The 19,942-nt window shown below is 70.5% G+C and carries 22 protein-coding genes and 1 pseudogene; 14 read left to right on the top strand and 9 right to left on the bottom strand.

Annotation, left to right across the window (positions count from 1 at the left end; translation table 11 throughout):
* Positions 1-51 precede the first annotated feature (51 nt).
* From ACFV0Q_RS21660 to ACFV0Q_RS21645, 4 genes are all read right to left on the bottom strand, one after another.
* Complete coding sequence (locus tag ACFV0Q_RS21660; RefSeq protein WP_266574429.1) at positions 52-1,176, bottom strand: GuaB3 family IMP dehydrogenase-related protein; 1,125 nt, start codon at positions 1,174-1,176, stop codon at positions 52-54.
* A gap of 230 nt (positions 1,177-1,406) precedes the next feature.
* Positions 1,407-2,906, bottom strand: coding sequence for an IMP dehydrogenase (guaB, locus tag ACFV0Q_RS21655; RefSeq protein ID WP_385007727.1), 1,500 nt, complete (start codon positions 2,904-2,906; stop codon positions 1,407-1,409).
* A gap of 152 nt (positions 2,907-3,058) precedes the next feature.
* The gene (locus ACFV0Q_RS21650; protein ID WP_385007725.1) at positions 3,059-3,688 is read right to left on the bottom strand and encodes a sigma-70 family RNA polymerase sigma factor; all 630 of its coding nucleotides are present in this window, start codon (positions 3,686-3,688) and stop codon (positions 3,059-3,061) included.
* A gap of 402 nt (positions 3,689-4,090) precedes the next feature.
* Positions 4,091-4,702 (bottom strand): response regulator transcription factor, encoded by a 612-nt coding sequence (locus ACFV0Q_RS21645; protein ID WP_003948568.1) that lies wholly within the window; start codon positions 4,700-4,702, stop codon positions 4,091-4,093.
* Positions 4,703-5,081: 379 nt separating this feature from the next.
* Between ACFV0Q_RS21645 and ACFV0Q_RS21640 the strand changes: the two genes are divergently transcribed.
* Positions 5,082-5,408, top strand: a complete 327-nt coding sequence (locus tag ACFV0Q_RS21640; protein ID WP_030230767.1) for a WhiB family transcriptional regulator — start codon at positions 5,082-5,084, stop codon at positions 5,406-5,408.
* Positions 5,409-5,567: 159 nt separating this feature from the next.
* Here ACFV0Q_RS21640 and ACFV0Q_RS21635 read toward each other — a convergent pair whose 3' ends face one another.
* The gene (locus tag ACFV0Q_RS21635; protein WP_385007722.1) at positions 5,568-6,479 is read right to left on the bottom strand and encodes a LysR family transcriptional regulator; all 912 of its coding nucleotides are present in this window, start codon (positions 6,477-6,479) and stop codon (positions 5,568-5,570) included.
* Between the two features lie 139 nt (positions 6,480-6,618).
* Between ACFV0Q_RS21635 and ACFV0Q_RS21630 the strand changes: the two genes are divergently transcribed.
* Both ACFV0Q_RS21630 and ACFV0Q_RS21625 read left to right on the top strand, forming a co-directional pair.
* Positions 6,619-7,392: an SDR family NAD(P)-dependent oxidoreductase gene (locus ACFV0Q_RS21630; protein ID WP_385007720.1), complete on the top strand. Its 774-nt coding sequence runs from the start codon at positions 6,619-6,621 to the stop codon at positions 7,390-7,392.
* 73 nt (positions 7,393-7,465) lie between these two features.
* Positions 7,466-8,173, top strand: coding sequence for an ester cyclase (locus ACFV0Q_RS21625; RefSeq protein ID WP_385007718.1), 708 nt, complete (start codon positions 7,466-7,468; stop codon positions 8,171-8,173).
* Positions 8,174-8,253: 80 nt separating this feature from the next.
* On the opposite strand, the gene groL is transcribed toward ACFV0Q_RS21625, so the two are convergent.
* Together groL and groES are read right to left on the bottom strand one after the other, a co-directional pair.
* On the bottom strand, positions 8,254-9,882 hold the full coding sequence (groL, locus tag ACFV0Q_RS21620) for a chaperonin GroEL (RefSeq protein ID WP_385007716.1): 1,629 nt from the start codon (positions 9,880-9,882) through the stop codon (positions 8,254-8,256).
* 133 nt (positions 9,883-10,015) lie between these two features.
* Positions 10,016-10,324, bottom strand: a complete 309-nt coding sequence (groES, locus tag ACFV0Q_RS21615) for a co-chaperone GroES (protein WP_008739621.1) — start codon at positions 10,322-10,324, stop codon at positions 10,016-10,018.
* 278 nt (positions 10,325-10,602) lie between these two features.
* On the opposite strand from groES, the gene ACFV0Q_RS21610 reads away from it, so the two are divergent.
* From ACFV0Q_RS21610 to ACFV0Q_RS21590, 5 genes are all read left to right on the top strand, one after another.
* A complete protein-coding gene (locus ACFV0Q_RS21610; protein ID WP_385007714.1) occupies positions 10,603-11,031 on the top strand; it encodes a DUF6234 family protein in 429 nt (142 codons plus the stop codon).
* Between the two features lie 26 nt (positions 11,032-11,057).
* The gene (locus tag ACFV0Q_RS21605) at positions 11,058-11,738 is read left to right on the top strand and encodes a response regulator transcription factor (protein ID WP_385007712.1); all 681 of its coding nucleotides are present in this window, start codon (positions 11,058-11,060) and stop codon (positions 11,736-11,738) included.
* Positions 11,731-13,125 carry a sensor histidine kinase gene (locus ACFV0Q_RS21600; RefSeq protein ID WP_385007710.1) on the top strand — a complete coding sequence of 465 codons (1,395 nt, stop codon included), beginning with the start codon at positions 11,731-11,733 and terminating at the stop codon, positions 13,123-13,125. Before ACFV0Q_RS21605 ends, ACFV0Q_RS21600 begins: the two co-directional genes overlap by 8 nt.
* Before the next feature lie 79 nt (positions 13,126-13,204).
* Positions 13,205-14,482 carry an LCP family protein gene (locus ACFV0Q_RS21595; RefSeq protein ID WP_385007708.1) on the top strand — a complete coding sequence of 426 codons (1,278 nt, stop codon included), beginning with the start codon at positions 13,205-13,207 and terminating at the stop codon, positions 14,480-14,482.
* Positions 14,470-15,867 carry an FtsW/RodA/SpoVE family cell cycle protein gene (locus ACFV0Q_RS21590; RefSeq protein WP_385007706.1) on the top strand — a complete coding sequence of 466 codons (1,398 nt, stop codon included), beginning with the start codon at positions 14,470-14,472 and terminating at the stop codon, positions 15,865-15,867. The genes ACFV0Q_RS21595 and ACFV0Q_RS21590 overlap by 13 nt, the downstream gene beginning before the upstream one ends.
* A 540-nt stretch (positions 15,868-16,407) precedes the next feature.
* Here the strand turns inward: ACFV0Q_RS21590 and ACFV0Q_RS21585 are convergent.
* Positions 16,408-16,584: a hypothetical protein gene (locus ACFV0Q_RS21585; protein ID WP_385007704.1), complete on the bottom strand. Its 177-nt coding sequence runs from the start codon at positions 16,582-16,584 to the stop codon at positions 16,408-16,410.
* A 92-nt stretch (positions 16,585-16,676) separates the two neighbouring features.
* Here ACFV0Q_RS21585 and ACFV0Q_RS21580 point away from each other — a divergent pair.
* The 3 genes and pseudogenes from ACFV0Q_RS21580 to ACFV0Q_RS21570 form a co-directional block, all read left to right on the top strand.
* Positions 16,677-17,126 (top strand): annotated as a pseudogene (locus ACFV0Q_RS21580) (HAD family hydrolase); the annotation flags it as partial.
* Positions 17,127-17,144: 18 nt separating this feature from the next.
* Positions 17,145-17,474 carry a helix-turn-helix domain-containing protein gene (locus ACFV0Q_RS21575; protein ID WP_385007730.1) on the top strand — a complete coding sequence of 110 codons (330 nt, stop codon included), beginning with the start codon at positions 17,145-17,147 and terminating at the stop codon, positions 17,472-17,474.
* Entirely contained in the window at positions 17,423-17,833 is a 411-nt protein-coding gene (locus ACFV0Q_RS21570) for an HIT family protein (RefSeq protein ID WP_385007702.1), read from the top strand. The genes ACFV0Q_RS21575 and ACFV0Q_RS21570 overlap by 52 nt, the downstream gene beginning before the upstream one ends.
* A 26-nt stretch (positions 17,834-17,859) precedes the next feature.
* Here ACFV0Q_RS21570 and ACFV0Q_RS21565 read toward each other — a convergent pair whose 3' ends face one another.
* Entirely contained in the window at positions 17,860-18,327 is a 468-nt protein-coding gene (locus ACFV0Q_RS21565) for an NUDIX hydrolase (RefSeq protein ID WP_385007700.1), read from the bottom strand.
* A gap of 18 nt (positions 18,328-18,345) precedes the next feature.
* Here ACFV0Q_RS21565 and ACFV0Q_RS21560 point away from each other — a divergent pair, with 18 nt between their 5' ends.
* From ACFV0Q_RS21560 to ACFV0Q_RS21550, 3 genes are all read left to right on the top strand, one after another.
* Entirely contained in the window at positions 18,346-19,065 is a 720-nt protein-coding gene (locus ACFV0Q_RS21560; RefSeq protein WP_385007698.1) for a GntR family transcriptional regulator, read from the top strand.
* Positions 19,066-19,203: 138 nt separating this feature from the next.
* On the top strand, positions 19,204-19,374 hold the full coding sequence (locus tag ACFV0Q_RS21555) for a hypothetical protein (RefSeq protein WP_385007696.1): 171 nt from the start codon (positions 19,204-19,206) through the stop codon (positions 19,372-19,374).
* Positions 19,367-19,618: a hypothetical protein gene (locus tag ACFV0Q_RS21550; RefSeq protein WP_385007694.1), complete on the top strand. Its 252-nt coding sequence runs from the start codon at positions 19,367-19,369 to the stop codon at positions 19,616-19,618. The genes ACFV0Q_RS21555 and ACFV0Q_RS21550 overlap by 8 nt, the downstream gene beginning before the upstream one ends.
* The last annotated feature ends 324 nt before the right edge of the window (positions 19,619-19,942 follow it).

The raw sequence follows: 19,942 nt of genomic DNA, 5'->3' as shown, positions 1-19,942 counted from the left end.
GCCGGCACCCCACTCGGGGTGCCGGCCCTCCGGCGTACGTACGGAAGGAGATCAGCGACGGTGCTGCGAGTCCGCGACCGTGACCTCGACCCGCTGGAACTCCTTGAGCTCGCTGTAGCCGGTGGTGGCCATCGAGCGGCGCAGCGCGCCGAAGATGTTCATCGATCCGTCCGGGCTGTGCGACGGGCCGGTGAGGATCTCCTCGGTGGTGCCGACCGTACCGAGGTCGACCTTCTTGCCGCGCGGCACGTCCTCGTGGACGGCCTCCATGCCCCAGTGGTTGCCCTTGCCGGGCGCGTCGGTGGCACGGGCCAGCGGGGAGCCCATCATCACGGCGTCGGCGCCGCAGGCGACCGCCTTCGGGATGTCGCCGGACCAGCCCACGCCGCCGTCGGCGATGACGTGCACGTAGCGGCCGCCGGACTCGTCCATGTAGTCGCGGCGGGCCGCGGCCACGTCCGCGACCGCGGTCGCCATCGGGACCTGGATGCCGAGCACGTTGCGCGTGGTGTGCGCGGCGCCGCCGCCGAAGCCGACCAGCACGCCCGCCGCGCCGGTGCGCATCAGGTGCAGGGCCGCGGTGTAGGTGGCGCAGCCGCCCACGATGACCGGGACGTCGAGCTCGTAGATGAACTGCTTCAGGTTCAGCGGCTCGGCGGCGCCGGAGACGTGCTCCGCCGACACGGTGGTGCCGCGGATCACGAAGATGTCCACGCCCGCGTCCACGACGGCCTTGGAGAACTCGGCCGTGCGCTGCGGGGAGAGCGCGGCGGCGGTGACGACGCCCGAGTCGCGCACCTCCTTGATCCGCTGACGGATCAGGTCCGCCTGGATCGGCGCGGAGTAGATCTCCTGGAGGCGACGGGTCGCCGAGTCCTCGTCCAGCTCCGCGATCTCGTCGAGCAGCGGCTGCGGGTCCTCGTAGCGGGTCCACAGGCCTTCGAGGTTCAGCACGCCGAGGCCGCCGAGCTCACCGATGCGGATCGCGGTCTGCGGGGAGACCACCGAGTCCATGGGGGCGGCCAGGAAGGGAAGCTCGAAGCGGTACGCGTCGATCTGCCAGGCGATCGAGACCTCCTTCGGGTCCCGCGTACGCCGGCTCGGGACAATGGCGATGTCGTCGAAGGCGTACGCCCGGCGGCCGCGCTTGCCGCGCCCGATCTCGATCTCAGTCACGTGTGGTGGCCTTTCCTGTGGGTCTGCCCGTCCAGTATCCCCGAACCCCGGCCTCTCGCGTTCCGGCGACCGCTGTGCGGACGCCAATCCCGCCCCGCCACCCCCGGCCCCGCCGGCGTTTGAGGCGCGGGGCCTGGGGCAGAGCCCCAGCGCGGCGCGCAGCGCCGGTCCCCCACGGACGCCGAAGGGCGGGCCCGGTCATCCCGGCCCGCCCTCCGTCAAAGCTCCGCTCAGCCCTTGCGGGAGTAGTTCGGTGCTTCCACCGTCATCTGGATGTCGTGCGGGTGGCTCTCCTTGAGCCCCGCCGAGGTGATCCGGACGAAGCGGCCCCGGTCCTGCAGCTCCGGCACCGTGCGGCCGCCGACGTAGAACATCGACTGCCGCAGACCGCCGACCAGCTGGTGCACGACCGCGGAGAGCGGACCGCGGTACGGGACCTGGCCCTCGATGCCCTCGGGGATGAGCTTGTCGTCGCCGCCCACGCCCTCCTGGAAGTAGCGGTCCTTGGAGAAGGACTTGCGGTCGCCGCGGGACTGCATCGCGCCGAGCGAGCCCATGCCGCGGTACGACTTGAACTGCTTGCCGTTGATGAAGAGCAGCTCGCCCGGGGACTCCTCGCAGCCCGCGAGCAGCGAGCCGAGCATCACCGTGTCGGCACCCGCGACCAGGGCCTTCGCGATGTCGCCGGAGTACTGCAGGCCGCCGTCGCCGATGACCGGGACGCCCGCGGCCTTGGCGGCCAGCGAGGCCTCGTAGATCGCGGTGACCTGCGGGACGCCGATGCCGGCGACGACGCGGGTGGTGCAGATGGAGCCGGGGCCGACGCCGACCTTGATGCCGTCACAGCCGGCGTCGATCAGCGCCTGGGCGCCGTCGCGGGTGGCGATGTTGCCGCCGATGACGTCCACGCCGGAGTTCGACTTGATCTTCGAGACCATGTCGCCGACCAGGCGGGAGTGACCGTGGGCGGTGTCGACGACGATGAAGTCGGCGCCCGCCTCGATCAGCGCCTGGGCGCGCTCGTACGCGTCGCCGGCGACGCCGACGGCCGCGCCGACGAGCAGCCGGCCGTCCTTGTCCTTGGCCGCGTTCGGGTACTTCTCGGCCTTGACGAAGTCCTTGACCGTGATGAGGCCCTTGAGGATGCCCGCCTCGTCGACCAGCGGAAGCTTCTCGATCTTGTGGCGGCGCAGCAGCTCCATGGCGTCCACGCCGGAGATGCCGACCTTGCCCGTGACCAGCGGCATCGGGGTCATGACCTCGCGCACCTGGCGGCTGCGGTCCGACTCGAAGGCCATGTCGCGGTTGGTGACGATGCCGAGCAGCTTGCCCGCCGGGTCGGTCACCGGGACGCCGGAGATGCGGAACTTCGCGCACAGCTCGTCGGCCTCGCCCAGCGTCGCGTCCGGGTGCACCGTGATCGGGTCGGTGACCATGCCGGACTCGGAGCGCTTGACCAGGTCGACCTGGTTGGCCTGGTCGGCGATCGACAGGTTGCGGTGCAGCACGCCGACGCCGCCCTGGCGGGCCATCGCGATGGCCATGCGGGCCTCGGTGACCTTGTCCATCGCGGCGGAGAGCAGCGGAACGTTCACGCGGACGTTGCGCGAGATGAGGGAGGAGGTGTCGATCGCGTCAGGCGACATGTCCGACGCGCCCGGCAGCAGCAGCACGTCGTCGTAGGTCAGTCCGAGCGTGGCGAATTTGTCGGGCACTCCGTCGGCGGTCATGACACCTTCCCAAATGGTCTTGCTCAGCGCGGATGTCCATGCTAACGGGATCCCGACGCGTCTCATTCCACGACCAAGGTCAAGCAGAAGTTTCGTCGTTTCCTACGACAGAAAGCACGCAAACGGAACCACTCGGTCCGTCACCGCTCCACTCACTGCTCCGCGAGCGCCCGCAGCCGGCTCAGCGCCCGGTGCTGCGCGACCCGCACCGCCCCCGGGGACATCCCGAGCATCTGCCCGGTCTCCTCGGCGGTCAGCCCGACGGCCACCCGCAGGACGAGCAGCTCGCGCTGGTTCTCCGGCAGGTTGGCCAGCAGCTTCTTGGCCCAGGCGGCGTCGCTGCTGAGCAGCGCCCGCTCCTCGGGGCCCAGCGAGTCGTCCGGCCGTTCCGGCATCTCGTCGGACGGCACGGCCGTGCTCCCCGGGTGCCGCATGGCGGCCCGCTGGAGGTCGGCGACCTTGTGCGCGGCGATGGCGAAGACGAAGGCCTCGAAGGGCCGCCCGGTGTCCCGGTAGCGGGGCAGCGCCATCAGGACGGCTACGCAGACCTCCTGCGCCAGGTCCTCCACGAAGTGACGAGCGTCACCCGGGAGCCGCGACAGCCGCGTGCGGCAGTAGCGGATGGCGAGGGGGTGCACGAAGGCCAGCAGATCGTGCGTGGCCTGCTCGTCGCCCTCCACCGCCCGGCGTACGAGCGCGCTGACAGCCCCGGCATTGCCGCCCTTGGCGGCGCCGGTGGGGCCTGTGGCCGTGGGTGACCCCAGGGCCTCGTCGTCGCGCATCAATCCATGGTGCCTTGGCGCCGGAGCATTCGCGGCACCGTGGTCCGTGTTGTGCATCGAAGCGTTATGAGCGGGTGCGCCGGAACTCATCATGTGCGCCCTCCCCTCCGCTCGGCCCGAATCGTCGCCCCCGGGGATCCGGGGACTCGACCTCTCCAAGAATGCGGCACACCACCAAGGATGCGGCATCGCGCCCGAAGCGACACGTCCCCCGGATTGTGCCCTGCCAATCCCCGGCGGGTCACCGGGTACGACAGGACGTACGACGGCACCCGCCCCGCCCCGCCGGCGGGGCCGGGGAAGCCCCACCGCGGCGGCCGGGGGAAGTGCCGCCCCGTCCGCCGGTGGCGGACGGGACCGCTCCCGACGGCCGGCCGTCGGTCCCGCAGGTCGGCGGACGGATCAGCGGACGAGGCCCCAGCGGAAGCCGAGCGCCACGGCGTGCGCCCGGTCCGAGGCGCCGAGCTTCTTGAAGAGCCGGCGGGCGTGGGTCTTGACCGTGTCCTCGGAGAGGAAGAGCTCGCGCCCGATCTCCGCGTTGGAACGGCCGTGGCTCATGCCCTCCAGCACCTGGATCTCACGCGCGGTGAGCGTGGGCGCGGCGCCCATCTCCGCCGAGCGCAGCCGGCGCGGGGCCAGTCGCCAGGTCGGGTCGGCGAGCGCCTGGGTGACCGTGGCCCGCAGTTCGGCGCGCGAGGCGTCCTTGTGCAGGTAGCCGCGGGCGCCGGCGGCGACCGCGAGGGCCACCCCGTCCAGGTCCTCGGCGACCGTCAGCATGATGATGCGGGCGCCCGGGTCGGCGGACAGGAGGCGGCGGACCGTCTCGACACCGCCCAGCCCCGGCATCCGTACATCCATCAGAATCAGGTCGGAGCGGTCGGCACCCCAGCGGCGGAGGACTTCCTCGCCGTTGGCAGCCGTCGTCACACGCTCGACGCCGGGCACGGTGGCAACCGCGCGACGGAGCGCCTCTCGGGCAAGCGGGGAGTCGTCGCAGACGAGGACGGATGTCATGACCGCCCTCCGCAGCTGCTGATGCGCGTCACCTTGAGCCTCCAGGCTGGTACGTATCGTCACCTGTGCGATCGATGCCCTCGGACACCTGTCCGGGAACTTCTCGGTTCAACCGCACTCGCTCACTCAACGATGGTCACTCGAAAGAGTTACGGGTTGGACGGACACCTTCGGCACTCTACGTGAGGACGCGATCACGACACGGGAGGCGCAAGCCATCTGTCCTCCATCTGGAGCTATGCCCTATTTGGCGGCTTTTCTTCCGTTTGGCATGTGTCTGAGGCTAGATTCCCAATGAGTCATATTTACATCTACTACGACAGTAGGTGTGGAGACATGGACCGTATCCGCCTCAGTACCGGCACCAAGAGGACTACCAATGGCAGATTTCTCCCGCCTCCCCGGACCGAACGCCGACCTCTGGGACTGGCAGCTGCTGGCTGCCTGCCGCGGAGTCGACAGCTCCCTGTTCTTCCACCCGGAAGGCGAGCGGGGCGCGGCCAGGAGTGCGCGCGAGGCCTCGGCTAAAGAGGTCTGCATGAGATGCCCGGTGCGTTCGGAATGCGCCGCGCACGCACTCGCCGTCCGAGAGCCCTACGGGGTGTGGGGCGGCCTCACCGAGGACGAACGTGAGGAGCTGATGGGCCGCGCACGGCACCGTCTGATCCCCGCCTCCAGCACGATCGGCCCCATCGCCCCGCACTGACCGGCCGCCGCCGAAACGTCCGAAGGAACGTTTCCTCACCTCCTCGATCCCGGCACGCGGGTCCGGCGTGTCGCGGCGCCCGTCCCGGGTTCCGGATCCGGGCCGTCACGCGTTCGGCCGTACCGCCCCTCCCGGTTGCCGCCGGGCAGGGGCCGCGGGTCAGCGCGTGGCGGCCCGCACCAGCTCGCCCAGGGTCGCCGCCACCGCCGGTACGCGGGCCAGGTCCGGCAGCGTCAGCGCCACGACCTCGCGCTCCACGGCCGGCTCCACGGCCAGGGTGCTCACGCCCTTCGCCCGTACGGACTCCACCGCCAGCTCCGGCAGCACCGCGACGCCGAGCCCCGCCCCGACCAGCCCGACCACGGCCGGGTAGTCGTCGGTGGCGAAGTCGATGCGCGGGGTGAAGCCCACGCCCTCGCACACCTCCACCAGATGGCGGCGGCAGCGCGGACAGCCCGCGATCCAGGGCTCCTCGGCCAGCTCCGCCATGCCGACCCGCCCGGCCCCCGCCAGCCGGTGGCCCTCGGGAACCAGCCCGACGAGCCGGTCGGTCAGCAGCGGGGTGACCACGAGGTCCTCCCATTCGGCGGCGGCCGCCTGGGCCCCGCCGCCGTCACCCCCGTAGCGGAAGGCCAGCGCCAGATCGCAGTCGCCCTCGCGCAGCATCTCCACGGACCTCGGCGGCTCCGCCTCGACCAGCGAGATGCGGGTGCCGGGGTGCGCGGCGCGCATGGCCGCGAGCGCGGTGGGCACCAGGGTCGAGCTCCCGCTCGGGAAGGAGACGAGGCGTACGCGCCCGGCGCGCAGCCCGGCGATGGCCGCGACCTCCTCCTCGGCGGCGGTCAGCCCGGCCAGGATCCCGGCGGCGTGCCGCACCAGGGCCTCGCCGGCCTGGGTCAGCCGCATCTCGCGGCCGGTGCGGATCAGCAGCGGGGTGCCGGCCGACTGTTCGAGGGCCTTCATCTGCTGGGAGACGGCGGGCTGGGTGCAGCCCAGTTCGCGGGCGGCGGCGGAGAAGGACCCGGTCCCGGCGACAGCGCGCAGAACACGGAGATGGCGTGCCTCAATCACCCTCCGAGCATAAGCCCGGCTTTGACTCCGATGCCAATATCCAGCCGCCCCTTTGAGCCAGACCGGCCGCAGGCGCCCGAGATCGTACGCACGTACCTGCGCAGGCACGGCGGCTGAGCGGGGCGGCTAGGTTGCGCACATGACGACTGCGTTGATTACGGGATCCACGGCGGGCATCGGCGCCGCCTTCGCCCGGCGGCTGGCCGCCCAGGGACACAACCTCGTGCTGGTGGCCCGCGACACCAAGCGGCTGGCCGAGCAGGCCACCGAGCTCCACGACCGGCACGGCATCGAGGCGGAGGTGCTGGCCGCCGACCTCTCCACGGAGCAGGGCATCGCCGCGGTCGAGACCCGCCTCGGGGACCGTACGCACCCGGTGGACCTGCTGGTCAACAACGCGGGCTTCGGCAACAAGGGCCGCTACCTCGAGGTCTCGATGGCCGACGAGCTCACCATGATCAAGGTGCACATCGAGGCGGTGCTGCGGCTGACCTCGGCCGCGACCGAGTCGATGCGCTCGCGCGGCCGCGGCGGGGTCGTCAACGTGGCCTCGGTGGCCGCCTTCGTGCCGCGCGGCACGTACGGCGCGAGCAAGGCCTGGGTCGTGCAGTTCACCCAGGGGGCCGCGAAGGACCTCGCGGGTTCGGGCGTGCGGCTGATGGCGCTGTGCCCGGGCTTCGTGCGGACCGAGTTCCACCAGCGGGCGGGCATGGGGACGGACAACATCCCCGGCTGGATGTGGCTGGACGCCGACAAGCTGGTGGCGGCCGCCCTGGCCGACCTGGCGCGCGGCAAGACCGTGTCGATCCCGGACCCGCGGTACAAGGCGCTGATGAGCGTGGTGAAGCTGACGCCGCGCGGGCTGCTCGGCGGCGTGTCCTCCCGTACGGGCCGCAAGTACGGGCCCCAATAACCCGCCATAACCCGCCGACCGGGTGAAATCTCCCTAAACTGGACGTGTCCCATCCAGCGCGGGAGGCGACGCGATGACATTCGTACAGGTAATCGATTACGAAACCACGCGGTTCGACGAGATGAACGCGCTCATCGACCGGTACGCGGAACAGACCAGCGGCAGGCGCACGGTCACCCACACCATGATCGGCCGGGACCGCGACGCGCGGACCCACTACGTGGACCTCGTCGAATTCCCCTCGTACGAGGAGGCCATGAGGAACTCTCAGCTCCCGGAGACCGACCGCATGTTCCAGGAGATGGTCGCCCTCTGCGAGGGGATGCCGAAGTTCATGAACCTCGACGTGGTCCGCGACGAGTACCTCAACAAGCTCGTCACGAACCGGGTCTTCGAGGACATCGCGGGCAAGGGCGACTTCGACGTGATCGAGGAGTGCATCGCGGCCGACTACATCACCCACGACATGATGGACACCGAGGGCCGCGGCAACGGCCGGGACGGGCTGCGGCGCACCATCTCCATGTGGCGCGACGCGTTCGACTTCAGCTTCGACGTGACGCGCCAGATCGCCGAGGGGGACTGCGTCACCGCCCTGTGGGACTGGCGGGGCACCCACCGGGGCGAGTTCATGGGCATGGCGCCGACCGGCAAGGAAGTCGGCATGTCGGGGAGTACGACCTTCCGGATCGAGAACGGCCAGATCGCGGAAGACTGGTGGCACTACGACGCTCCCGGGCTGATGCGGCAGATAGGGATGGCGCCCGGCCGACCGCACTGACACCGCGACGCAAGAAGCCCTGGTCACCCCCGCTCGGCAGCGGTGACCAGGGCCTTCTCACGCGTCAGGCGGCGTCAGCCTCAGTGGCTGTGGCCGTGACCGTGGCCGTGACCGGCGTCGGCCTCTTCCTCGGCCGGCTTCTCGACGACCAGGGTCTCGGTCGTGAGCAGCAGGGAGGCGATGGAAGCGGCGTTCTCCAGCGCGGAGCGGGTGACCTTGACCGGGTCGATGACGCCGGCCTTCACCAGGTCGCCGTACTCGCCGGTGGCGGCGTTGAAGCCCTGGCCCTTCTCGAGCTCGGCGACCTTCGAGGTGATGACGTAGCCCTCGAGGCCGGCGTTCTCGGCGATCCAGCGCAGCGGCTCGACCGCGGCGCGGCGGACGACGGAGACGCCGGTGCCCTCGTCGCCGGTCAGGCCGAGGTTGCCCTCGAGGACCTTGACGGCGTGGACGAGCGCGGAGCCACCGCCGGAGACGATGCCCTCCTCGACCGCGGCGCGGGTCGCCGAGATGGCGTCCTCGAGGCGGTGCTTCTTCTCCTTGAGCTCCACCTCGGTGGCGGCGCCGACCTTGATGACGCAGACGCCGCCGGCGAGCTTCGCCAGGCGCTCCTGCAGCTTCTCGCGGTCCCAGTCGGAGTCCGTGGACTCGATCTCGGCCTTGATCTGGTTGACGCGGCCCGCGACGTCGGCGGAGTTGCCGCCGCCGTCGACGATGGTCGTGTCGTCCTTGGAGATGGTCACGCGACGCGCGGAACCGAGGACGTCCAGACCGGCCTGGTCGAGCTTGAGGCCGACCTCCTCGGCGATGACGGTGGCACCGGTGAGGGTGGCCATGTCCTGGAGCATCGCCTTGCGACGGTCGCCGAAGCCGGGGGCCTTGACGGCGACCGCGTTGAAGGTGCCGCGGATCTTGTTGACGACGAGGGTGGAGAGCGCCTCGCCCTCGACGTCCTCGGCGATGATCAGCAGCGGGCGGGAGCCGCCGGCCTGGATGACCTTCTCCAGCAGCGGCAGGAGGTCCTGGATCGAGGAGACCTTGCCCTGGTTGATCAGGATGTACGGGTCGTCGAGGACGGCCTCCATACGCTCCTGGTCGGTGACCATGTACGGGGAGAGGTAGCCCTTGTCGAAGGCCATGCCCTCGGTGAACTCCAGCTCCAGGCCGAAGGCGTTGGACTCCTCGACGGTGATGACACCGTCCTTGCCGACCTTGTCCATCGCCTCGGCGATGAGCTCGCCGACCTGCGAGTCCTGCGCGGAGAGCGCGGCCACGGCGGCGATGTCGGACTTGTCCTCGATCGGGCGGGCGGTCGCGAGGAGCTCCTCGGACACGGCCTTGACCGCGGCGTCGATGCCCTTCTTCAGGGCGGCCGGGGAAGCACCCGCGGCGACGTTGCGCAGACCCTCGCGGACCAGCGCCTGGGCCAGCACGGTGGCGGTGGTGGTGCCGTCACCCGCGATGTCGTTGGTCTTGGTCGCCACCTCCTTCACGAGCTGCGCGCCCAGGTTCTCGTACGGGTCGTCCAGCTCGACCTCGCGGGCGATGGTGACACCGTCGTTGGTGATGGTGGGGGCGCCGAACTTCTTGTCGATGACGACGTTGCGGCCCTTGGGGCCGATCGTCACCTTGACCGTGTCGGCAAGCTTGTTGACGCCGCGCTCGAGGGCGCGACGGGCGTCCTCGTCAAACTTAAGAATCTTCGGCATGGGAGCGGTTCAGCCCTCTCGTTGCGATCCCCGGCCGCTCACCGCGACCGCCTAGAACGAACTACGCCCCTCGCCGCCCGGCATCAGCAGGGGTGACCAGGGGCGTAGCTCAAAGCAAAACTGGAGAAGTGACTTACTTCTCGACGATCGCGAGCACGTCGCGGGCCGAGAGGACGAGGTATTCCTCGCCGTTGTACTTCACTTCGGTGCCGCCGTACTTGCTGTACAGCACGACGTCGCCGACGGTGACGTCCAGCGGGAGACGCTGGCCGTCCTCGAAGCGACCCGGACCGACCGCGAGGACGACGCCCTCCTGGGGCTTCTCCTTCGCGGTGTCCGGGATGACCAGGCCAGAGGCCGTGGTCTGCTCGGCGTCGAGCGGCTGGACCACAATGCGGTCCTCAAGCGGCTTGATGGCAACCTTGGAGCTGGTGGTCGTCACGATCCGACCTCCCCCTTCGGAGATCCGGGGTTAACTGTCTGAGGTGGCGACCAGGTCGATCCGTCGTCGCGGGTGCCGGATCTGCCTGTCGCTGTGTTGGCACTCACCGGGGGCGAGTGCCAGACGCGAGACTATTCCGGCGATTAGCACTCGGTCAAGCGGAGTGCCAATTCAGCCTCCGCGCGGCGTCACATCCGGCCGGGCCGCGCCGGTGGGGGACACCGTCCTGAGTACCCGTACTCAGGCGCCGGCCGCGCCCCGCGGACGACACTGCGGCCATGACGACACCCACCAACGGCAGGCGCACCGGATCCGACTGGGGCGCGGACATCGCCGCCGCCCTGCTGCTGACCGTACTGGAGGCCTTCGTCCTCACCGCCGGCCTCTACGTGGCGATGATGGCCGCCTGGGACGCCGACGGCACCGGCGGCAACGGCCACGGGGTCCTGGCCCTGCTGCTGGGCGGACTCCTCCTGGCCGCCCTGGTCATCGGGATCATCTCGGGCCGCGCCTTCCGCCGCAGCTCGCCCGTCACCGGATGCGTCCAGGCGCTGGTGTGCGCGGCCGTGCTCGTGGGCGCCGCCGCCCTGGCCTACCAGGGCCGCGGCGAGCTGCGGCCGGATCCGCCCGCGCCCTCATCCCCGTACCTCGGCACGTACGGGCAGTGCTTCAGCGGCGGCGACGACCACGAGTGCCCGGCCGGGTGATGTGGCCGGTATGTGACAGTTGAGCCGTGCGCATCCTCGTGGTGGAAGACGAAGAGAACCTGGCCGAGTCCCTCCGCCAGGGCCTGACCGCCGACGGCCACCGCGTCGAGGTCGCCCACGACGGCCACCGCGGCCTCGAACTGGCCCTCACCGGCGGCCCGTACGACGCCGTCCTGCTGGACCTGATGCTCCCCGGCCTCGGCGGCGCCGAGATCTGCGCCCGGATGCGCGCCCACGGCGACCCCACCCCCGTCCTGATCCTGACCGCCAAGGACGGCGAGTACGACGAGGCCGAGGGCCTGGACGCGGGCGCCGACGACTACCTCAACAAGCCCTTCTCCTTCGTCGTGCTCGGCGCCCGCCTGCGCGCCCTCGCCCGCCGCGCCGCCGCCCCCGAGCCCACCGTGCTCCGGGCCGGCGACCTGGTCCTCGACCCGCAGGACCGCCGCTGCCGCAGGGGCACCCACGAGATAGAGCTCACCGCCCGTGAGCTCGGCGTGCTCGCCTGCCTGATGGAACGCCCCGGCCGGGCCGTCGCCAAGCAGGACATCCTCGACGAGGTCTGGGACGCCCCCCACGACATCGACCCCAACATCGTCGAGGTCTACGTCTCCTCCCTGCGCAAGAAGATCGACGCCCCCTTCGGCCGGCGCTCCATCCTCACCGTCCACGGCACCGGCTACCGGATGGCCCCCGACGGTGGTTAGCAGCGTCCGCGCGCGGGCCGCCCTGGCCGCCGCCCTCGCGATGGCCGCCGTCCTGGCCACCGGCGGGCTGTGGCTGTACACCCTCACGCGCACCAACCTCCTCGACAACACCACCGGCCGCACCGAGCTCGCCGCCCGGAAGGTCGCCGCCCAGCTCGACACCCGGACCCTCCCGCCCGGCGGCCGGCTGCCCGCGCCCGAGGGCGGGGTGGACCTGGTCCTCGTACGGGACGCGGCCGGGCGGACCGTCGCCACCAGCGGCGGCCCACAGGACGTCCCCGGCCTCACCGCGCTGCGCCCCCCGTCCGGGCAGGACTCCCGCTCGGCCGTGCTCCCTCCCGCGCGCCCCGGCGCGGAACGGCGCGCGGCGGTCGTGGTCGGGACCCCCGGCCCGCCCGGCGCGCACGACCCGCACGCCCCCTACGCCGTGTACGCGATGACCGTGCTCAGCGACGTCGACGACGCCACCCGCGCCACCGCCCTCGGCCTGCTCGCCGGCGCGCCCCCGCTGATCGCCTTCTCCGCGGCCCTCGCCTGGTGGGTCACCGGGCACGCGCTGCGCCCCGTCACCGCGATCCGCACCGAGCTGGCCGCCGTCACCGCGAGCGAACTCGACCGGCGCGTCCCCGACCCGGGCGGCGCCGACGAGATCGCCCGCCTGGCCCGGACCGTCAACGACACCCTCGACCGGCTGGAGCGCTCCGACGCCCGGCAGCGCCAGTTCACCGCCGACGCCTCGCACGAGCTGCGCAACCCCCTGGCCGCCGTCCGCTCCCGGCTGGAGGTCGCCCTCGCGAAGGAGCACCCCGACCGGGAGTCGGTGGCCGCCGCGCTGGCCGACACCGAGCGGCTCCAGCGGATCGCCGCCGACCTGCTCCTGCTGGCCCGCCTCGACGGCGGACCCGCGCCCCGCCCCGCCGAGCCCGTCGACCTGGCGCTGCTCGCGGCGGAGGACGCGGCCCGGCGGCCCGCGCCCCGGGTGCCGCTCCGGCTGGACGCGGGGGCGCCCGTACCGGCGTACGGGGATCCGGCGCGGCTGGAGCGGGCCCTGGCCAACCTGGTGGACAACGCCCTGCGGCACGCCCGCTCCGGGGTCCTGGTCCGGGCCTCGGCCTCCTCCGCCGCCGCCGGGGACGGCTGGGCGGTGCTGGAGGTGACCGACGACGGCCCGGGCATCCCGGAGGCGGACCGCGCCCGCGTGTTCGAGCGGTTCGTACGCCTCGACGCGGACCGCGGCCGGGCCAGCGGCGGCACCGGGCTGGGCCTGGCCATCGCCCGGGAGATCGCCCGGGCCCACGGAGGCGACGTACGCGCCCTCGCGGCGCCGGACGGGGGCGCACGGCTGGAGCTGCGCATCCCGTCGGGGCGGCGGGGGCGCTGGGGGTAGCCCCGCACCCGGCCGGACGCCCCGCCCCCGGCCGCACGCTCAGGATTCCTTCAGCGGCCCTGCGCGAGCATCGGCAGGCATGAGCGCGCAACGGAGGAAGACCAGCCGCCGCAGGCCCTCGCCGCGGCGGATCGGCCGCACGCTGCTGATCACGGGCTGCGCCCTGACGGTGATGGCGGGCGGCACCGCCTGGTACGTCTACCGGGACCTCGCGTCGAGCATCGGCAGCTCGAAGGCCCTGGAGGGCGCCGAGAAATCGGCGCACGGGGACGTGAACGTCCTGCTCATGGGCCTGGACAGCCGCCGCGACCAGAACGGCGACCCGCTGCCCGAGGAGGTCCTCGACCAGCTGCACGCGGGCAGTTCGGACATCGGCGGCTACAACGCGAACACCATGATCCTGCTGCACGTACCGGGGGACGGCGGCCGGGCGAAGGCCTTCTCGATACCGCGCGACGACTTTGTCGACATCGCCGGGATACCCGGCACGCCCGGCACGCCCGGCCACGGCAAGGACAAGATCAAGAAGGCGTACGGGCTGGCGAAGGCCGCCAAGGAGGACCAGCTGTCGGCGCAGGGCGTGAAGGACCACCGCCGACTGGAGCAGGAGGGGCGCGAGGCGGGGCGCAGGGCGCAGATCGACACCGTACGGAACTTCCTGGGCGTCCCGGTCGATCACTTCGCGGAGCTGAACCTGGCCGGTTTCTACCACCTGGCCGACGCGCTGGGCGGCGTACCGGTGTGCCTGAAGAAGCCGGTGAAGGACAAGTACTCGGGCGCCGACTTCCCGGCGGGCCGGCAGACCCTGAACGGCCGGCAGTCCCTGGCCTTCGTACGCCAGCGGCACGGGCTGGACATGGGGGACCTGGACCGTACGAAGCGGCAGCAGGCCTTCCTGGCGGGCGCGACGCAGAAGCTGAACTCGGCCGGGACCTTCACGGATCCCGTGAAGCTGCTGAAGCTGATCGACACGGCGAAACAGGACGTCGTGACCGACGCGGGCTGGGATCTGCTGGGGTTCGTCAAGCAGGCGAAGAACCTGTCCGGCGGAAAAGTGCAATTTACGACACTCCCCATCGAGGGGTTCGGAAGGAACCATGGGGAGGACATCAACGTCGTAGATGATATGAAGATAAAGCGCCTCATTGCAGAGCAGATCGGTCCCCATCAGGCCACTGCGACCCCCGGTGCACCGGGCGCAGCGTCTTCGTCGTCACCTTCGCGTTCGTCGTCGCCTTCGTCGTCGTCGCCCTCGCCTTCGTCGTCGTCTTCCGCCGCGTCACCGCCGTCCTCGCCCCCGCCGGAGGGGGAACAGCCCGGCACCATCGACGGCGGCGGCATCCCGTGCGTGGACTGAGGCCCCTGACGGTGTCGGGCGCCCGCCGCCGCACCGAAGCACTGCTGCTGCTCCTCGTCATCGGCATCGCCGTTTTCGGCCACGTGAGCGCCGGCCTGGCGATGAACGGGGAGCTGCCTCAGCAGCTCACCAGCTTCGTCATCAGCATGACCCTGCTGTCCCTGGTCGGGCACCTGGGCATCCGCCGGTTCGCGCCGTACGCGGACCCGCTGATCTTCCCGCTGGCCATGCTGCTGACCGGGCTCGGGCTCGTCCTGATCCACCGCCTCGACCAGGGGTACATCGAGCGGTACAACTCCGACGCGAACGCGCCCGGCCAGCTCATGTGGACGGTGGTCGGGGTCGCCGCCTGCATCCTGGTGGTGGCGCTGCTGCGCGACCACCGGCTGCTCCAGCGGTTCATCTACATCACCATGGCCGTCGCGCTGGTGCTGCTGATCGCGCCGGCGTTCTTCGGCGCGGACACGTACGGCGCGAAGCGCTGGATCATCCTGTTCGGCTTCTCGCTGCAGCCCGGCGAGTTCGTGAAGATCATGATCGCGATCTTCTTCGCGGGCTACCTGGTCATCCACCGGGACTCCCTGGCCCTGACGGGCCGGAAGTTCCTGGGCATGCGGCTGCCCCCGATGCGCCAGCTCGGCCCGATCATCACGGTGTGGATCGTGTCCATGCTGGTCCTGGTCTTCGAGCGCGACCTCGGCACCTCGCTGATCTTCTTCGGCGTCTTCGTGGTGATGCTCTACGTGGCCACCGAGCGCACCAGCTGGATCGTGTGCGGCCTGCTCATGGCCTCGGTGGGCGCCTTCGTCGTGGGCTCGACCGAGCCGCACGTGAAGGCCCGCGTGGCGGCCTGGCTGGAACCGCTCTCCTACTACTGGGAGAACCGGCCGCCCGGGGTCACCTCCGACCAGTCGGCGCAGGCCCTGTTCAGCTTCGGCACCGGCGGCGTCTCGGGCACCGGCCTGGGCATGGGCCACCCGGAGCTGATCAAGTTCGCGGGCCGCAGCGACTTCATCCTGACCACGGTCGGCGAGGAACTGGGCCTGGCCGGCGTCATGGCCGTCCTGATCCTCTACGCACTCCTCGTGCAGCGGGGCCTTCGGATGGCGCTGGCGGCGCGCGACCCCTTCGGCAAGCTGCTGGCGGTCGGCCTGGCCTCGGCGCTGGCCCTGCAGGTCTTCGTGGTGGCGGGCGGCGTCACGGGCCTGATCCCCCTGACCGGCAAGGCCCTGCCCTTCCTGGCGAAGGGCGGCTCCTCCCTCCTGGCCAACTGGATCATGATCGCCCTCCTCCTCCGCATCAGCGACAGCGCGGAACGCCAACGCGAAGCCGACGCCCACGGCCCAGCGGAAACCACGATCACGCCGGTGGTGGCGGCGCGCTGAGGGGGCGGCTTCGCGGCAGCGGATCCGAGCTGATCCGCATCAGGGAGGGTTTGGGGCTTTCCCGTCAGTCTCATCGTCCTTCCGCGTCGGGCCGGTCCCTCAAGGGCGCTCCCTTCGGTCGCGTCGCTTCGCGATGGCCTACGGCCACCCTTGACCGACCGACCCGCCACGGAAAAACGAAGACAGCCGGGAAACCCCCAAAAGAACGTTCACGGGGCAGAGAGCCGGTCCTGTCCCCGTCAGGGACCCTCGACCCCTCCCCACCCGGGCGGGCCAAAGACCCGGGCCCACAACCATCGGATTCCGGGCCGGGAGGGGCCTGACCACACCGGACAGCGACCAGAACACCCAGCGGAGCACCCAGGCGCATCAGGTCGCTACGTGCTCCTCGTTGCTTGGCGTCCGTCGGCCGTCCGGGGCTGGGCATAAGCCGCCTCTGGTGATGAATCAGGTGCTCTCTGTGGGCGGCTGCAGGCGGATCGTGGATCTGGCGGAGTCTGACGCCGAGATTTTCGGCGTCAGACTCCCCTACGGCTCCGGTCAGCCCTTGAGCGTGCTGACGAGTTGGGCGCGCTCGCGCAGGTCACGGACCGCCCGGACGGTGTTGTAGGGGCGGAGCCGGAGGTTCATCGCCGCGAAGTGTTCGTCGCCGCGAGCCGAGGAAAGGACCTCGTACTCGTCCAGGAACCGGCCCCACGATTCGCACGCGGCCTCCACGTGTCCGATCGACAGCTGCCGCTGGGCGAGGAGTCCGTAGGCGTGCAGGCGGCCCTGCCGCTCGTTCGCCGGCTGTACCCGGATCGACTCCCGGAGCCGCCCGCGACGCCGCAGGGCTCGGCGAGCGGATCGACGAGACGGATCTTTACGAGGATGTGCGGCCGGCGCTGGCCGCGCTTCGGGCGGACGGGGTGCGCGTCGTCATCGCAGGCAACCAGAGCCTCAAGGCGGGAGATCTGCTGCGCGCACTGGAGCTGCCCGCCGATGTGGTCGTCACATCGGGCGAGTGGGGCGTGTCGAAGCCTGCGCGCGAGTTCTTCGAGCAGGTGCTCGCGGTATCGGGCAGCTCGGCGGCCGAGACGCTGTACGTCGGCGATCACCCGGCCAACGACATCCACCCGGCCCGGGCCGCCGGGCTCAAGACTGCGCACCTTCGGCGTGGCCCTTGGGGCCATTGGTGGGCCGATGATCCTGAGGTCCGTGCCGCCGCGGACTGGTCCATCGATTCCCTCGCAGAGCTTCCCGGCATCATCAAATCGTAGGTATCAGAGCCGAGTTCGCTGGGCCGACCCCTACGGTGCGAACATGGCCGACCACATCGGGCAGCGCAGCGTCGGGCCCGGCGCATGACGCAAGCCGTTCTTGCTCGCGAAGCCCACGTCTCCTTCTCCATGATCAAGGCGTGCGAGCGGGGTGTTCGCGTACCCAGCCCGCCCACGCTGGAGGCAATCGCTGGCTACGAGTTCGCGCAGCCTGACCACACCAGACACCGAAATAGCCGGCACCCAGCACCACCAGTCGGAGCGGCGCCATCCGGCCTGTGGCAGGGTCGGATGGCATGGACTGCGTTTTCTGCCGACTCATTCGTGAAGACACTGCGGACTGGATAGCCCGCGGGCCTGTGACGTGTGCCTTCACCCCGCTGAACCCGCTCGCGCCGGGACACACACTGGTGGTTCCGGCACGTCACCACGTGGACGTGTTCGACACCCCGCCCGAGGTCCTGGCCGCAACGATGGCGCTGGTTCAGCGCGTGGCATCAGCCATGCGGACCGCCTTGGACGCCTCGGGCGTCAACATCCTGAGCGCCAGTGGACCGGGATCGGAACAGTCAGTGCCCCACTTGCACTTTCATGTCGTTCCGCGGTGGGTGGACGACGGGATCTCGACCTGGCCGACCGGACAGTCCCGTCACCGCTCCCCCGGAGACCCGGGTACGCGCCTGGCCGAAGCTCTCAGCCGCCACTAGCTGCCGCGGGTCATCCAGACAGATCGCTACGCGTTCCTCAGCAGTCGGCGCCCGTCATGGCTTCGTACGTGGGGTCCGTTCGCGTCGAGGGCGTCCAGCAGTCGGATCGCGTAGGCCTCGTACATTCGCTCGGACACTTCTTCGGGAGTGAGCCACTGAACAGCGGTGGATTCGCCGGAGATGCGTTCCGTTCCCCCGGAGGGTTTGCACCGGAACACCAGAGCCACCACACCCGCCACGACGTTCTTGTACACCCCGGTGAGCTGGTCCACCTCGACCTGGATCCCGGTTTCCTCCAGGACCTCCCGCCGCACCCCGCCCTCCGGGGTCTCCTCCAGCTCCAGCACTCCGCCCGGCAGTTCCCACGCCCCGTTGTCCGCTCGGCGGATCGCGAGGAGTCGGCCGTCATCCCTCACCACTACTCCGGCTACCGAGACGGAATGGCGTGGCGTTGACCCGTTCGACTGAGCACTGTTACTCATATACATGAGCATAGGAGGAAGCGAAGGACCATGGCAGCAGCTGTAGGAGGAGGCAGGGCCGTGCCCCGGTACTTGCAGATCGCCGAGGACATCGTTCAGCAGATCCGTACCGGCTCCCTGAAGCCTGGAGATCAGGTGCCGAGCGAAGCCGATATGGCCGAGCGATACGGCGTCTCGGGCGGGACGGTCCGCAAAGCCATGCTGGAAATCCGCGCCAGCGGACTCGTGGACACGCGGCACGGCAAGGGTTCGTACGTGAAGGCCCGGCCGCCGGTCCGTCACCGGTCATCGGACCGCTTCCGCCGGTCGCTGCGACAGGGCGGCAAGGCCGCATACCTTGCCGAGTCCGAGCAGTCCGGCGCCACCGCCAAGGTCAGCGTCATCCACATCGGGCCGATAGAGGCCCCGGACGGCATCGCCCAGCGGCTCGGCGTGGACGTCGGGACCCAGGTCCTCACTCGCCGCCGCCTCTACTTCCGCAACGGCACCCCCGTCGAGACAGCAACGTCATACCTGCCATGGGACGTAGTACGCGACATCCCGGAACTCTTCGCCGAGTTCGTGGAGACCTTGCAGGCCCGGCCGGCCGCCAAGGCCGAGGCGACGGAGCTGACCCTGAGCCCGGGCGCCCCGGTGGTCCACCTGGTGCGGGAAGCGGTGACGGAAGAAGGTCGCGTCGTGGAAGTCTGCGACACCCTCATGGCCGCCGACCAGTTCGTCTTCGAATTCCGCATCCAGGCAACCGACTGACGCTCCCTCAACTCCCAGCAACCCGCCGCGAACCACCCTCGCGGCGGGTTGACTCATACATAGGAGTTGGGCACTCTTCTTCATGTCACTCCTATACATGAGTGATGGAGTTCAGCCTCTATAGAGGAGTGATTCCCCATGCGTCAGACTCCCCTCTACACGCCCCGCGATGTGCTCGGCATCGACCTCGGCGACACCCCTTCGGTGAGGGTCGCTGCGGTGGTCGAACCAGCCGCAGATCTCCTCGACCGAGCGCTGGTCGGATGGGAACGCTTCCTCGACACCTTCGAGGCATTCCCCGATGAATGACCGTTACGAGTACGTGCGGCATCGGCTCCTGGGCCGCCGGGTGCGTGACATCGCGTCCGGGACCGAGGGCGAGCTGATGGCGGTGATCAACGAGAACGTCTCCGACAGCGGGGCCGAGCGGTGGATGCGGCTGGCCTACGTACGCGACGCGTCCGGTCTCGAATTCACCACCGCAGTCGGCAACATCGTGCCCGCCGAGTACCTCGACCTCTTGGAAGGGCGCCTGAATCGCCGAAGCGAGTGAGACGGCCGGCAGACGCCGAACGATGAGAAGCACGTAGCGATCTGATGCGCCTGTCGGGGCTCGATGCTCGTCATTTCGCCGTCTGGTGTGGTCAGGCCCCTCCCGGCCCCAGATTCGATGGTTGTGGGCCCGGGGCTGTGCCCCACCTGGGCCCGGAGACGCCTCGGGCATCGCTGACGGGGCCGCTCCTCGTCGCTCCTGCCCCGTGAACGTTCTTTTGGGGGTTTCCCGGCTGTCTTCGTTTTTCCGTGGCGGGCCGGTCGGTCAAGGGTGGCCGAAGGCCATCGCGAAGCGACGCGACCGAAGGGAGCGCCCTTGAGGGAC

This window comes from Streptomyces sp. NPDC059564, from assembly GCF_042735575.1.
GTDB lineage: Bacteria > Actinomycetota > Actinomycetes > Streptomycetales > Streptomycetaceae > Streptomyces.
This window is presented reverse-complemented; position numbering and strand designations above follow the sequence as displayed.

Bases quoted from the DNA above. Each gene is read 5' to 3' on its own strand.
- guaB (WP_385007727.1), bottom strand. From the start codon at position 2,906: ATGACCGCCGACGGAGTGCCCGACAAATTCGCCACGCTCGGACTGACC.
- ACFV0Q_RS21650 (WP_385007725.1), bottom strand. From the start codon at position 3,688: ATGCGCGACGACGAGGCCCTGGGGTCACCCACGGCCACAGGCCCCACC.
- ACFV0Q_RS21645 (WP_003948568.1), bottom strand. From the start codon at position 4,702: ATGACATCCGTCCTCGTCTGCGACGACTCCCCGCTTGCCCGAGAGGCG.
- ACFV0Q_RS21640 (WP_030230767.1), top strand. From the start codon at position 5,082: ATGGCAGATTTCTCCCGCCTCCCCGGACCGAACGCCGACCTCTGGGAC.
- ACFV0Q_RS21630 (WP_385007720.1), top strand. From the start codon at position 6,619: ATGACGACTGCGTTGATTACGGGATCCACGGCGGGCATCGGCGCCGCC.
- ACFV0Q_RS21625 (WP_385007718.1), top strand. From the start codon at position 7,466: ATGACATTCGTACAGGTAATCGATTACGAAACCACGCGGTTCGACGAG.
- groL (WP_385007716.1), bottom strand. From the start codon at position 9,882: ATGCCGAAGATTCTTAAGTTTGACGAGGACGCCCGTCGCGCCCTCGAG.
- ACFV0Q_RS21610 (WP_385007714.1), top strand. From the start codon at position 10,603: ATGACGACACCCACCAACGGCAGGCGCACCGGATCCGACTGGGGCGCG.
- ACFV0Q_RS21595 (WP_385007708.1), top strand. From the start codon at position 13,205: ATGAGCGCGCAACGGAGGAAGACCAGCCGCCGCAGGCCCTCGCCGCGG.
- ACFV0Q_RS21570 (WP_385007702.1), top strand. From the start codon at position 17,423: ATGGACTGCGTTTTCTGCCGACTCATTCGTGAAGACACTGCGGACTGG.
- ACFV0Q_RS21565 (WP_385007700.1), bottom strand. From the start codon at position 18,327: ATGCTCATGTATATGAGTAACAGTGCTCAGTCGAACGGGTCAACGCCA.
- ACFV0Q_RS21560 (WP_385007698.1), top strand. From the start codon at position 18,346: ATGGCAGCAGCTGTAGGAGGAGGCAGGGCCGTGCCCCGGTACTTGCAG.
- ACFV0Q_RS21555 (WP_385007696.1), top strand. From the start codon at position 19,204: ATGCGTCAGACTCCCCTCTACACGCCCCGCGATGTGCTCGGCATCGAC.
- ACFV0Q_RS21550 (WP_385007694.1), top strand. From the start codon at position 19,367: ATGAATGACCGTTACGAGTACGTGCGGCATCGGCTCCTGGGCCGCCGG.